We start from the raw sequence: 12,804 nt of genomic DNA, 5'->3' as shown, positions 1-12,804 counted from the left end.
CGAACGCAGGGTCATCTTCGCACCTGTAAAGTCGCTGTGTACGGGTTTAGAGGTAGGTCGTGGTCAGACGAATGTCCGCCTCGGCCAGATCCCTGGGCGGCGGGGTCGGTTCGATCCCGCACAACCTTGCGATGTTGTTGCCCAGGTAATCCTCAAGGTGATCCTCGTCGATGCCCAGGCCCTGGGGTGCCGGCGAGCACAACACTTCCAGCTCGCGCAGCCACATGCCCGGCTCGTTCGGCGGCGAGTCGGTGCCGAACACGATCTTGTTGCGCGGCAGCTCCTTGGCGAACTCGACGATCCGCGACTGGAAGCACCAGCCGGATTCGCAGTACACGTTCGGCGTGTCCATCGCCATCCAGAACGCCTCGAACGAATAGTTGCCGCCGGTCTGGATACCGAAGTGACCGATGATGAAATTGACCATCGGGAACTCGCGGATGATCGGGTAGAACATCGTCGGAATGGTGTACGGGCCGTCGCCGGTGTGGATCAGCACCACGATGTTGTACTTGGCGCAGACTTTCATCGCCGGACGCAGCCAGTCCAGTGCGCGGTCCGGGCGATAACCGTGCATGTTGGCGTGCAGCTTGAGCATCTTGAAACCGTATTCCTTGATGTGGAATTCCAGTTCTGCCGCACCGTTTTCCGGTCCCCAGCGCGGGTTGAAGTTGAAGTTGCCGATGAACCGGTCCGGGTATTTCACGCACAGTTCGGCGACGTAGGACATGTAGTCGCGCACGCCCTCGCGGCCACGGCGGTTGCCGTCGCGATAACCGGTGTTGCCCGGTGGCGGCTGGATGAAACCCATGTCGATCCGGCGCGGCTTGCCGTTGATCATGTACGGGCCGTCCATCAGTTTGAGCATGCGCTCGCCGGTGAACGGTTCGCCGGTGTGGCGCCAGGCCTCGTCGACCAGGTTGGTGGGGTGCAGATGGGTGTCGATGATCATCGGTTCAGCTCCTGGCCAGTTGAGTGGTGACGGGGCGCTTGAGCTGCGCCTCTGCTTCGGAAACGGAACGCGGCGGCGGGGACGGCTCGAGGCCGATCATCCGTGCGGTGTTGTTGCCCAGGTAGTCTTCGAGGGTGTCCTCGTCGAGGTTCAGGCCCTGTGGCGGCTCGTGGCACAGCACTTCCAGCAGGCGCAGCCACATCCCCGGTTCGTTCGGCGGGGTGTCGGTGCCGAACAGGATCTTGTGGGTTGGCAGGACCTTGGCGAACTCGACGATCCGCGATTGCAGGCACCAGCCGGACTCGCAATAGACGTTGGGCAGCTCCATCGCCCACTGCATCGGTTCGAACACGTAGACGCCGCCGGTCTGCACGCCGAAGTGGGCCATGATGAAATCGACGTTGGGGAATTCCTTGATCATCGGCACCCATTCCGACGGGATGCTGTAAGGCCCGTCGCCGGTGTGCAGCTTGACCGGGATGCCCAGCTCGGCGCATTTCTCGAAGGCCGGGCGCACCCAGTCCAGCGCCCGGTCAGGCCGGTAGGCGTGCATGTTGGCCTGCATCTGCACCATCTTGAAACCGTGTTCCTTCACATAACGCTCGATCGCTTCGACACCGTTCTGCACGCCGCAGCGCGGGTTGTAGACGAAGCAACCGATGAAACGGTCCGGGTAGGTCTGGACCATTTTCAGGGTGTAGGCCATGTAGGCGTCGATGGATTCGCGGCCCGACAGTTCGCCGTCGGTCCAGGTGTAAATGGTGTTGCCCTGGGGGGGCTGGATGAAGGCTTTATCGATGCGGCGAGGTTTGCCGTTGACCATGTACGGGCCATCCATCATCTCCAGCAGACGCTCGCCGGTGAACGGGTCACCGTCATGCCTCCAGGCGAGGTCCACGAGATCCGTGGGATAGCAGCTGATATCGATGATCATTGAAGTCGATCTCCTGATAGCGGGGAAGGGAGCCTTGCGGCTCACAGCATCCACGTCCCGGGTGATCGGCCGTTTCTATGCGCGGCAATCGCGCATTCCCTCGCCTGTTCGCATCCGGCCCGGGTGGGTGGTTGCTGGAGGCGAGTATTGGAAGGCGGGGGAGTGTTCGTACAATATTAATTGGGTGGGGTGGTGATACTTGTTCGATATGGTTTTGTGGTGAATGTGCTGTCCCCATCGCTGGCAAGTCGAATCGTCGCACCGCAGCCCCCCACAGGGATCGAAGGTGTTGACCCGATTTGTGTCACGGCACAAAACACTGTGGGAGCGAGCCTGCTCGCGATGGCGTCAGAACTGTGTTCGCCGGGCCAACAGCTTGATCACTTCAACAACAGGCCCCACCCGCTCGGCCCGCCCATGCGGCCACACCGCGTAAAGATTGTAATGCGCCGCAATCTGCGCCTCGTTCAACGCCACCAGCCGTCCGCTGCGCAAGGCATCGGCAGCCAACAATCCGCGTACCAGCCCCGCGCCGACTCCCGCCTCGGCCGCCGCAATCAGATTCGCCGCATTATCAAAAACCACCCGCGCCGGTGGTTCGGTCGGCGTCATCCCGGCCGCCTCCAGCCACGGAATCCACGACCTGCGCGTGTACCCCAGCAGCGGTAATTGAAGAATCTGCGCCGGGCTCAACGGCACCTGCAAACCATGTCGTTCCAGCAGTGCCGGGGACGCCACCGCCAACACCCGATCGCCGCAGATCTGCGTCATCTCGCAATCATCCCAATCGCCATAGCCATAGCGCAGCGACAGGTCCACCCGTTCGAACGTGCTGCGATCACTGCGCGGCATCGACAGGATCGTCACTTCGAAATCCGGCAGGCCATCGAGCAGCTGCGGCAGGCGCGGATTGAGCCAGCTCTGCGCCAGTTCGCTGTCGACGTCGAGGGTCAGACGCTGGGCCACGCTGCGGTTCTTCACCGAGGACAACGCCCGGTCAATCTGCGCCAGACCATCCGACAGCACACTGGCAAACAACTGCCCGGCATCGGTCAGGTTGCTGCCGCCGCCTTCGCGCACGAACAGCGGTTGGCCGATGAATTCTTCCAGGGCCCGGATCTGCTGGCTGATTGCGCTATGGGTCAGGTCGAGCTTGCGCGCGGCGCTGGAAAAACTGCCGCTGCGCGCCGCGTGGATGAACGCGCTCATGGACTGCACCGACGGGTATCGCTTGTACATGTTGTTAGTCCTGCTTACACCGGTTGGCAGAAATCGTCGCTGGCCGCGCGTTGCCGGGGGTTCCAATAATCGGTCACCAGGCCCGCACAAAGACGGGCCGCTCTTTTGGAGCCTGACAATGATTGCATTCACGGTTAACGGCGAACGACGCGAGCTGGATGAGGCGTCCCCCTCCATGCCCTTGTTATGGGTGTTGCGTGACCAGTTGAAACTCACCGGCACCAAATTCGGCTGCGGCATGGGCCTGTGCGGTGCCTGCACCGTGCATCTGAACGGCGTGGCGGTGCGTTCCTGCCAGTTGCCGCTGGCCGCCGTCGCGGGCCACAGCATCACCACCATCGAGGGCTTGTCGCCTGACGAAAGCCACCCGTTGCAACTGGCCTGGGTCGCCGAAGATGTGCCGCAATGCGGCTACTGTCAATCCGGGCAGATCATGTCCGCCGCCGCGCTGCTCAACACCGGCGCGCCGGTCAACGACGACTCGATCCGCAACGCCATGTCCGGGAATATCTGCCGCTGCGGCACTTACGGGCGCATCAACAAGGCGATCAAACGTGCGGCGAATGCGCCGAAGGAGGCGTGATGAGCCTGTTTGACGAATCCGTTAATCAACTGTCGCGCCGGGTGTTTCTCAAGCAGGCAGCGACGGTGGCGTCTGGTCTGGCGATTGCGCTGTATCTGCCAACCGGTGCGGCAGCGACTGAGGCGAAAACCGCTGGCGGCGAATTCGAACCCAACGCCTGGGTGCGCGTGCTGCCCGACGGCACGGTGAAACTGGTGGTGCACAAGCACGATTCCGGCACCGGGACCCAGACGGCTTTGGCCGCGTGTGTGGCCGAAGAGCTGGACGTAAACCCGATGACGGTGCAGGTCATCACCCCGGAAGATCCGTTCTTCGAAACCTACATTCATCCGGTCTGGAAAGTGTTTTCCACCGGCGGCAGCACCAGTGTGTCGCTGGAATACGATCGTCTGCGCATGGCCGGTGCCACGGCGCGGGCGCTGCTGATCAGCGCGGCGGCGCAGCAATGGAAGGTCAGCCCCGACAGTTGCTCAACCGAAGAGGGCCGGGTCGTGCATGCGTCGAGCAAACGCAGCCTCGGTTACGGCGAACTGGCCGGCGCGGCGGCTCAACTGCCGGCACCGGCCAACGTCACGCTGAAAGACCCGGCGCAGTTCAAATACATCGGCAAACTGCGTCACAAACGCGATGCGGCAGCCAAGGTCTGCGGGCGCTTCAAATACAGCATCGACGTGCAGTTGCCGGGGATGCTGGTGGCGGTGATTCAACGTGCGCCGGTAGTGGGCGCCAAGGTCGTTGCGGTGGATTCGTCGGCCGCGTTGCAGGTGCCGGGTGTACGCAAGGTGATTGAGATTCCAGGGCGCTCCGACGTGCTCGGCGGCAACCTCGAAGGCGTCGCGGTACTGGCCGAAACGTTCTGGGCCGCGCAACAGGGACGCAAATTGCTGGAGATCAAATGGAGCGACTCCCCGCTGGCCGGTTTCGACAGCGCCGAGTTGGCCAAGGCACAGATTGCAGCGATCAGCGACCCGGCAACCCAAACCGTCAAAGCCATGGCCCAGGGCGATGTCGTCGGGCAATGGCCGGGTGCGGCAAAGCTGCTCGAAGCCGACTACGCCATGCCTTATAAGGTGCAAAACCCGCTGGAACCGATCTGCATCACCGCGCAGGTCAAAGACAAGGCGATTACCTATTGGGGCGGTGTGCAAGTACCGTCGTCGGCGCTGGAAGCGGCGCAGACCGTGTGCGGCATCGGCAAGGACAAGGTCACGATCCATGAGCGGGTGTCCGGCGGCAGTTTCGGTGCTCGGGAAGCCAAATACTGGTTGTTCGAAGTGGCGTACCTGGCGCAACAGGCCGGTGTACCGGTGAAACTGCTCAACAGCCGCGAAGATGAAATGCACGCGCTGTTCAATCACCCGGCGACCTTGCACCGGGTAAAAGGCGCACTGGATGCCCAGGGCAAACTCACCGCGCTGCAATTGCATGCGGTATCGCCGGCCTCGCCGGAACAGTGGGAGCCGGGCTATTTCGAGCGTCCGGATCACATGGATTACAGCACTACTGAAGCCATCACCGCGTGGGACTTCGCCTACCGTCCGCCACACCTGGAGTTGAACTGGGTCAAGCACGAAAGCCACGTGCCCAGCGGCTGGTATCGTTCGGTGAGCTTCATTCCCAACGTGTTCGCCGTGGAAAGCTTCATGGATGAACTGGCCCATGCCGCCGGTGAAGATCCGCTGGCGTTCCGGCTGGCCAACATGCAGGAGCGACCACGGCATGTCGCGGTGCTGAAACAGGCAGCCGAACGCGCCGGTTGGGGGCAGAAACTGCCGCCGGACACGGCGCTGGGGATCGCCACCCATCAGGGCTATACCAGTTTCATTGCCGTGGTGGCGCGGGTTGCGAAAGTCGACGGCAAGGCCCGGGTCGAGAAGCTGACCTGTGTGGTCGACTGCGGCCTGGCGGTGTCGCCCGGCGGGGTCGAGGAGCAGATTTATGGCGGACTGATGTGGGGCCTCGGTCATGCGCTGTTCGATCGCCTCGACATCCGGCAGGGCAGGGTGGTGCAGAGCAACTTCCACGACTATCGCGTCACGCGCATGTCCGACATGCCGCCGGTGGACATCCTCGTGCTCGATGGCCAGCCGGATAAACCGGGCGGCGTGGGAGAACTGGGCAGCCCGTCGGTGGTCCCGGCGATTGCCAATGCGCTGTTCAGCCTGACCGGGGTGCGTCAGCGTTCCACGCCACTGAACCTGGGGTAAGCCGCCATGGACCTGCGTTTGCTGCGGTATTTCATGGCCCTGGCCGATGAACTGCATTTCGGTCGCGCTGCCGAACGCCTGCACATCTGCCAACCGCCGCTGAGCCAGCAGATCCGCCTGCTGGAGGAGGAGCTCGGCACGCCGCTGTTCGAGCGCAGCCACCATCGGGTCGAGCTGACAGCGGCGGGGCAGATGCTCAAGGAGCAGGCGCCGCTGGTGTTCGAGCAACTCGAACGGGCGCTGGACCTGACCCGCCAGACCGGGCGCGGGCAACTGGGCGAGCTGGAAATCGGCATGATCAGTTCGGTGATGGTTGGCGTGCTGCCCACCGCGCTGCACCTGTTTCGCGAGCGCTACCCGCAAGTGACCTGGCGCTTGCATGAGATGACCCCGGCAGCCCAGGTCAAGGCGCTGAAAGAGAAACGCATCGACGCCTGTGTGTTTCGGGTCGGCTATGACGACCCGCAGTTGCGCAATGAGCTGCTGATCCACGAGCCGATCCATGCGGTGATGCCAGCGGACCATCCGCTGGCCCGGCGCGAAGTGCTGGCGCCGGCGGATCTGGCGCAGGAACCGTTCGTTGCGCTGGAACTGAAGCAGTCGCGCTTCGCCAATTTTCTCTATCAGTGCTGCATTCAGGCCGGGTTCACCCCGCAGATCCGCCAGCAGGTGATCGAGGTGCAGACGTTGCTCAGTCTGGTGCGCGCCGGGTTCGGTGTGGCGCTGTTGCCAGCCTCCATCGAACAACTGGCCCCGGCCGGGCTGGTCTTCCGACGCCTGACACCGGCGCTGCCGCAAGTGCCGTTGTACGCGACGTATCGGGCCGACGATGCCTCGCCGGTGCTCAAGCTGTTTCTCGATACGCTGCGCGAGCTGGTCGATGACACAGCGCGATAGGCGCGGGTGAAATGGCCCGGCACGATCACAATCGCCAGCGGTCGTAATCTTCACATGCGTTCACTTGTGGAGAGCCAATGAGCCGGGACGTCCTGACCACCGAAACCAATCGCCGTCAGTTGCAGCAGATCATTGCCGGTCTGTCCGACGGGGTGATTCTGCTGGAACTCGATCAGACCATTCTATGGGCCAATGAAGCCGCGCTGGCCATGCATGGCGTCAGCCGCATCGACGAATTGGGCCGTAACGCCCATGAATACGCCGAACGTTTCAATCTGCGTTATCGCAACAACCATACGCTGACACCGGAGCAATACCCGATCAGCCGGGTGGCAGCGGGAGAAACCTTCAGCGACGTGCTGGTGGAAGTCACTCCGCGCAGCGACGAAGAACGCACCTGGGTACACAGCGTACGCAGCATGGTATTGACCGATCATGAGGGCGACACCGAGTCACTGGTGCTGATCATGAGCGACGTGACCGACTGGGCCAGCGCCGAGCAGCGTTTCGAAAAGACCTTCAGTGCCAACCCGGCACCGGCGGTGATCTGCCGTCTCAGTGACCTGCGTTACATCAAGGTCAATCCGGGGTTCCTGGAGATGACCGGTTACACCCGCGATCAGGTGATCGGCGCCTCGACCTATGAGCTGGATATCCTTGAAAAGGCCGAGCGCAAGGATCTGGCGATCCAGCGCTTGCGGGCTGTGGTGACGATTCCGCAGATGCAGGCTGAACTGCGTCTGCCGGATGGCGGCAGCAAGCAGGTCATCGTCGCGGGACAGCCGCTGCAACTCAACGACGAGGACTGCATGCTGTTTTCGTTCGTCGACATGGAGTTGCGGCACAAGGCCGAGGTCGCCCTGCGTCAGAGTGAGGAGCGGTTCGCCAGGGCTTTTCGCCTGACGCCGGTGCCGACTTTGATTTGCAGCGCCGATGAGTTGCGGCTGATCGATGTCAATCAGGCTTTTCTCGATACCCTGGCTTACAACAACGATGAGGTGCTGGGCAAAACCGTCACGCAACTGGATTTCATCGACGAGCCGGCGGCCCGTATCCGTTTGCTCGCAGCACTGGAAAAGTCCGGCCGGGTCGATCGTGTCGATATACGGATCCGCAAGAAGGACGCCGAGCTGCTGGAGTGCGCGGTATCCGCCGACACTGTCAACATCCAGGACACGGTGTGCTACCTGCTGGTGCTGATGGACATTACCGAGCGCAAGCGCACCGAGCTCGAGCTGGTGGCGGCGATTGAAGAGGTGATGAAGGATGCGTCGTGGTTCAGCCGGACGCTGATCGAAAAACTGGCCAATGTGAAGAAGGTCAATTCGCCGCAACTGCCAAGTGTGTCGTTTACTGACTTGACGGCTCGTGAGCGCGATGTGCTGGGACTGATCTGTGAGGGGCTGGCGGACAAGGAGATCGCGGCTCGGTTGAAACTGGCGCCGAACACCGTGCGCAATCACGTGGCGACGGTGTATTCCAAACTCGACGTGCACAGTCGCAGTGAGGCGATTGTCTGGGCCCGTGAGCGCGGACTGTTCTCGGGCGGTGGCAAAGGGCAACGGTAAGGTGCAAATGCACTAGTTCATGGGGTGCAAATTAGGGTGTCTGGCGAGGCGGGCTGTTCTTAGGCTGGCGACATGCGATGCGTTTTTTCGTGATCGTGTCCCTTCGTCGTTGCTAATGGATCAGCCCCATGAATGTATTGGTTGTCATTGAACCCTGCTTGTCGCGTTGCCTTTCGGAGCGTGCGCGATGATGTATCTGGCGCAGCTGCGGGCGCAGCTTGAACGCAGTTTTTCGCCGTTGGCCTGTGAGTGCGTAGTGGATGGGGATCATTCACTGACGGTGAAGTTGTATCACCGGGTTTCCGGGGAGGTTGATCTGGTCATCAGCGGGTTGAGCCTCGATGCCTTGCGCACGCCGGAAGCGGTGGAGGCCTTGATTGATGAATTGCGGTATGAGCTTGAGAGTAATTCCTTGCGCTCTCCGGGGTGAACCTGAACCATGTTTTGGGGGTGAATATCCGTTACTTCGGGTGTTGCCACTGGCGGTTCCGCTCTTACAGCGGCTCACTTTTCCAGACGCCGAAAAGTAAGCAAAAGGCTTGGCCCCTGCGTTCGGCACCTCGCTTTGGCTCGGTGTTCCTTCGTTCCGGGATTCATCCGGGGGCATCGCCTCCGGTTTGCTTCGCTGCACCTCCTCTCGATGTATTTGGCTTCGCCAAACGGTCGCTGCGCTCCCACCCCCGGATCAATCCCTCCACTCAGCCTTCCGACGGGGCCGGTACGCCAAAAGCGGTACTCGAGCTAACGCTCATCGTGGTGAGTGGGGCGGCTTCGCCGCTTGCTCTTCTGTGGGAGCGAGCCTGCTCGCGATGGCGGTCTGACAGCTGGGCAATTACATTCGGCTGTACTTGAACCCTGTGGGAGCTGGCTTGCCAGCGATGACGGCCGATCAGTCGACGCATTCACTCGATATGCACTCATCCCGAAAATCGACAGCAAATCTCACCAGTTCACCCCATTCCACTGGCACTCACCCTCCACTGGTCTATAAGGAATGAGTGGTTCGGTTTCCATAACCGGGCATTTTCACGCTCGGCGACGGGAGTTTGTCTTCCATTCATCGCGGGTCATCCTATGAACAATCCTGGGAAACGCGTGTGTTCTTCGCTGTTGTCGGCTTTCGGTCTGGTGCTGCTGAGCGGCTGCGCCAGTCCTCCACCCCCTCCGCCGGCAGCGCCGCCTCCGCCACCGGAGCGCACCTGTCAGGTGATGGAAAACACCGAGGTTGCCGGTGACATGTACGGCGACGGGCAAGTGACCCGACACATCACCAAGACCCGTTGCGTCACTCAATAGCCCTGGCGCCATCGAAGGCGCGGGTCGAGCGGATTGTGCTGGTGGCCGATCTGGTCGGCACCGCCGTGTTTGCCGTTGAAGGCGCCATTGCGGCGATGCACGCTCGACTCGATCTGCTCGGGGTGATGGTGATTGCGTTCATCGTTGCACTGGGCGGCGGGGTGACCCGTGATCTGTTGATCGGCGCTACGCCGCCCAAGGCTGTGGCTGACTGGCGTTATCCCGCGCTGGCGTTTGCCATGGGCGGGGTGGCGTTTGTTTTTCATGAGCGGGTGCTGGACTGGTCCGGTTCGACCTTGATCGTGCTGGATGCGGCGGGGCTGGCGCTGTTTGCCGTGGCCGGGGCACAAAAGGCGTTGAATTTCGGGATTTCGCCGTTTGTGGCCATGCTGATGGGCACGATTACCGGCGTCGGTGGCGGGGTGCTGCGTGACATCGTGCTGGCGCGGGTGCCGCTGGTGTTGCAGGCGGATTTGTATGCCAGTTCGGCGTTTGTCGGTGCGGCGGTGTTGATCGTCGGGCGCAGGCTGGGCGTTTCGCCTGTGGCGGCCGCGTTGCTGGCAGGCGCGGCGTGTTTGTTGCTGCGGTTGTTGTCGGTGCATTTCGGCTGGCAGTTGCCGAAGGTTCTGCAAGCATGAAAAAGGCAGCCCTTGGGCTGCCTTTTCGTTTGCATCAGAAGTGAATCAGGACAGGAAACCACCGTCCACATTCAACGACACGCCGGTGGTGTAGCTCGACGCATCGCTGGCCAGGTACAGCACGGCGCCGGCCATTTCGCTCGGGTCGGCCACGCGCTTGAGCGGGATCTGGGTCAGCGCCTGTTTCAGGATCGCGTCGTTCTTCACCAGCGCCGAGGCGAATTTGGTGTCGGTCAGGCCCGGCAGCAGGGCGTTGCAGCGGATGCCGAACTGCGCGCATTCCTTGGCGAAGACCTTGGTCATGTTGATCACCGCAGCCTTGGTCACCGAGTAGATGCCCTGGAAGATCCCCGGCGAAATGCCGTTGATCGAGGCCACGTTGATGATGCTGCCGCCACCGTTTTCGCGCATCAGCTTGCCGGCTTCCACCGACATGAAGAAGTAGCCGCGGATGTTCACGTCGACGGTTTTCTGGAAGGCGCCGAGGTCGGTGTCCAGCACGTTGCAGAACTGCGGGTTGGTCGCGGCGTTGTTGACCAGGATGTCCAGGCGTCCGAACTGTTCCTTGATCCCGGCAAAGACCTGGCTGATCTGTTCCATTTCACCGATGTGGCAGGCGATGGCGGTGGCCTTGCCGCCGGCGGCGATGATCGCGTCGGCCACGTGCTGGCAGCCTTCGAGCTTGCGGCTCGACACGATCACATGGGCACCTTGCTGGGCCAGCAGTTTGGCGATGGCTTCGCCGATGCCGCGGCTGGCACCGGAGACGAAAGCGATCTTGCCGTCGAGGTCGAACAACTGAGTCTTGGACATAAGGGTTCCTTGGTGTGGGCCGTCAGAGGCTCGATTTCGCAATGACCTGCAGGCTCATCTGCTCCAGCAGTTTGTTCATGTGAATGAACTGCGCGAAGCGTTTGTCCTGGGTCTGGCCATGGAAGAAGCGGTAGTAGATCTGCTGCACGATGCCGGCCAGGCGGAACAGGCCGTAGGTGTAGTAGAAGTCGAAATTGTCGATCCGGATGCCCGAGCGCTCGGCGTAGTAGTCGACGAATTCGCGGCGGGTCAGCATGCCCGGCGCATGGCTCGGCTGGCGGCGCATCAGTTGAACCGGTGCCGGGTCGTCGGCCTGGATCCAGTAGGCGAGGGTGTTGCCCAGGTCCATCAAGGGATCGCCGAGGGTGGTCAGTTCCCAGTCGAGCACGCCGATGATCTGCATCGGGTTTTCCGGGTCGAGGATGACGTTATCGAAGCGGTAATCGTTGTGCACGATGCTGGAGGTCGGATGGTCGGCCGGCATCTTGTCGTTGAGCCAGGCCTTGACCTTTTCCCAGTGCGGTGCGTCCGGGGTCAGGGCTTTTTCGTAGCGTTCGCTCCAGCCCTTGATCTGCCGGGCGACATAACCTTCCGGCTTGCCCAGATCGCCGAGGCCGCAGGCGTTGTAATCGACCCGGTGCAGCTCGACGAAACGGTCGATGAAACTCTTGCACAAGGCTTCGGTTTTTGCCGGATCCAGGTCCAGTTCCGGCGGCAGGTCCGAGCGCAGGATGATGCCCTTGACCCGTTCCATTACGTAGAACTCGGCGCCGATCACTGATTCGTCAGTGCAGTGCACATAGGCTTTCGGGCAGTACGGGAAGCCTTCGCGCAACTGGTTGAGGATACGGAATTCGCGCCCCATGTCGTGGGCGGACTTGGCCTTGTGGCCGAACGGCGGACGGCGCAGGACGAATTCCTGGTCCGGGTATTCCAGCAGGTAGGTCAGGTTCGACGCGCCACCAGGGAACTGGCTGATCTGCGGCGTACCGCTCAGGCCCGGAATGTGGGCCTTGAGGTACGGATCGATCAGGCTGGCATCGAGTTCTTCGCCAGAGCGGATACGGGTGGACTGGTCAGTAAGCGCCATGCTTATCCCTTCTGCTTATTTTGGAGGCCAGACATCATTGGCTAATCTAATGGCGCGCTCGGGTCGTCACAAGCGCGGTTCGGTCTTATAGGTTAGCGTGTTGGACGATAATCACCCTTGGGAATGTGCGCGGCGGGCCGCTGGCGACTAAGGTTTAGCACGAATGCCTTGTTCAGAAAGGAGCTTTGAAATGGGCTGCCCGCAAGTCTGTGCCAGCGCCACCCTGCAATGCAGTTTCGGCGCCGCGCCGGCGGTGCTCAACGTGCTGCCGGTCAACCGCACGCTGACCGGCGGGATGCCGGCGGCGAACATCATGGATCATATTCCTCTGGTCAACGTCACCACGTTCGGCATGTGCATGAGTATGGCCAATCCGATGGTCGCGGCTGCCACTGCCGCAGCGCTGGGCGTATTGACGCCGATGCCGTGCATTCCCGCCACCGCCACGCCGTGGATCCCCGGCGGAGCGCCGACCCTGCTGCTGGGCGGGATGCCTGCGATCGATGCCAACAGTACGTTGATGTGCAACTGGGCAGGGGTGATCAAGATCGTGATGCCGGGGCAGATGCAGATGTTGATTCCCTGAG

General features: G+C 61.8%; 13 protein-coding genes. 8 read left to right on the top strand and 5 right to left on the bottom strand.

Translation table 11 applies throughout. The features are described from left to right. Positions 1–46 precede the first annotated feature (46 nt). The 3 genes from NWV16_RS16745 to NWV16_RS16735 form a co-directional block, all read right to left on the bottom strand. The gene (locus tag NWV16_RS16745; RefSeq protein ID WP_065260588.1) at positions 47–952 is read right to left on the bottom strand and encodes an amidohydrolase family protein; all 906 of its coding nucleotides are present in this window, start codon (positions 950–952) and stop codon (positions 47–49) included. Positions 953–956: 4 nt separating this feature from the next. Continuing rightward, a complete protein-coding gene (locus NWV16_RS16740) occupies positions 957–1,886 on the bottom strand; it encodes an amidohydrolase family protein (protein ID WP_065260589.1) in 930 nt (309 codons plus the stop codon). 348 nt (positions 1,887–2,234) lie between these two features. Then, a complete protein-coding gene (locus NWV16_RS16735) occupies positions 2,235–3,125 on the bottom strand; it encodes a LysR substrate-binding domain-containing protein (protein ID WP_260519956.1) in 891 nt (296 codons plus the stop codon). A 118-nt stretch (positions 3,126–3,243) separates the two neighbouring features. Between NWV16_RS16735 and NWV16_RS16730 the strand changes: the two genes are divergently transcribed. From NWV16_RS16730 to NWV16_RS16700, 7 genes are all read left to right on the top strand, one after another. After that, positions 3,244–3,708, top strand: coding sequence for a (2Fe-2S)-binding protein (locus NWV16_RS16730; protein ID WP_065260591.1), 465 nt, complete (start codon positions 3,244–3,246; stop codon positions 3,706–3,708). Continuing rightward, a complete protein-coding gene (locus NWV16_RS16725) occupies positions 3,708–5,915 on the top strand; it encodes a molybdopterin cofactor-binding domain-containing protein (RefSeq protein ID WP_260519955.1) in 2,208 nt (735 codons plus the stop codon). The genes NWV16_RS16730 and NWV16_RS16725 overlap by 1 nt, the downstream gene beginning before the upstream one ends. Positions 5,916–5,921: 6 nt before the next feature. Beyond that, positions 5,922–6,812 carry a LysR family transcriptional regulator gene (locus tag NWV16_RS16720; protein ID WP_260519954.1) on the top strand — a complete coding sequence of 297 codons (891 nt, stop codon included), beginning with the start codon at positions 5,922–5,924 and terminating at the stop codon, positions 6,810–6,812. Between the two features lie 77 nt (positions 6,813–6,889). After that, complete coding sequence (locus NWV16_RS16715) at positions 6,890–8,380, top strand: helix-turn-helix transcriptional regulator (protein ID WP_260519953.1); 1,491 nt, start codon at positions 6,890–6,892, stop codon at positions 8,378–8,380. A 187-nt stretch (positions 8,381–8,567) separates the two neighbouring features. After that, positions 8,568–8,810, top strand: a complete 243-nt coding sequence (locus NWV16_RS16710) for a DUF1652 domain-containing protein (protein WP_085698176.1) — start codon at positions 8,568–8,570, stop codon at positions 8,808–8,810. A 644-nt stretch (positions 8,811–9,454) separates the two neighbouring features. Further along, positions 9,455–9,676: a hypothetical protein gene (locus NWV16_RS16705; protein ID WP_260519952.1), complete on the top strand. Its 222-nt coding sequence runs from the start codon at positions 9,455–9,457 to the stop codon at positions 9,674–9,676. Next, on the top strand, positions 9,661–10,314 hold the full coding sequence (locus NWV16_RS16700) for a trimeric intracellular cation channel family protein (protein WP_260519951.1): 654 nt from the start codon (positions 9,661–9,663) through the stop codon (positions 10,312–10,314). Before NWV16_RS16705 ends, NWV16_RS16700 begins: the two co-directional genes overlap by 16 nt. A 45-nt stretch (positions 10,315–10,359) precedes the next feature. Here NWV16_RS16700 and NWV16_RS16695 read toward each other — a convergent pair whose 3' ends face one another. Together NWV16_RS16695 and NWV16_RS16690 are read right to left on the bottom strand one after the other, a co-directional pair. Then, the gene (locus tag NWV16_RS16695) at positions 10,360–11,127 is read right to left on the bottom strand and encodes an SDR family oxidoreductase (protein ID WP_064380507.1); all 768 of its coding nucleotides are present in this window, start codon (positions 11,125–11,127) and stop codon (positions 10,360–10,362) included. A gap of 22 nt (positions 11,128–11,149) precedes the next feature. Continuing rightward, complete coding sequence (locus NWV16_RS16690; protein WP_260519950.1) at positions 11,150–12,217, bottom strand: phosphotransferase family protein; 1,068 nt, start codon at positions 12,215–12,217, stop codon at positions 11,150–11,152. Between the two features lie 190 nt (positions 12,218–12,407). Here NWV16_RS16690 and NWV16_RS16685 point away from each other — a divergent pair, with 190 nt between their 5' ends. After that, positions 12,408–12,803, top strand: coding sequence for a DUF4280 domain-containing protein (locus NWV16_RS16685; protein ID WP_007958887.1), 396 nt, complete (start codon positions 12,408–12,410; stop codon positions 12,801–12,803). The last annotated feature ends 1 nt before the right edge of the window (position 12,804 follow it).

Origin of the sequence: Pseudomonas sp. BW7P1 (assembly GCF_024981055.1) — a bacterium.
GTDB lineage: Bacteria > Pseudomonadota > Gammaproteobacteria > Pseudomonadales > Pseudomonadaceae > Aquipseudomonas > Aquipseudomonas bananamidigenes.
This window is presented reverse-complemented; position numbering and strand designations above follow the sequence as displayed.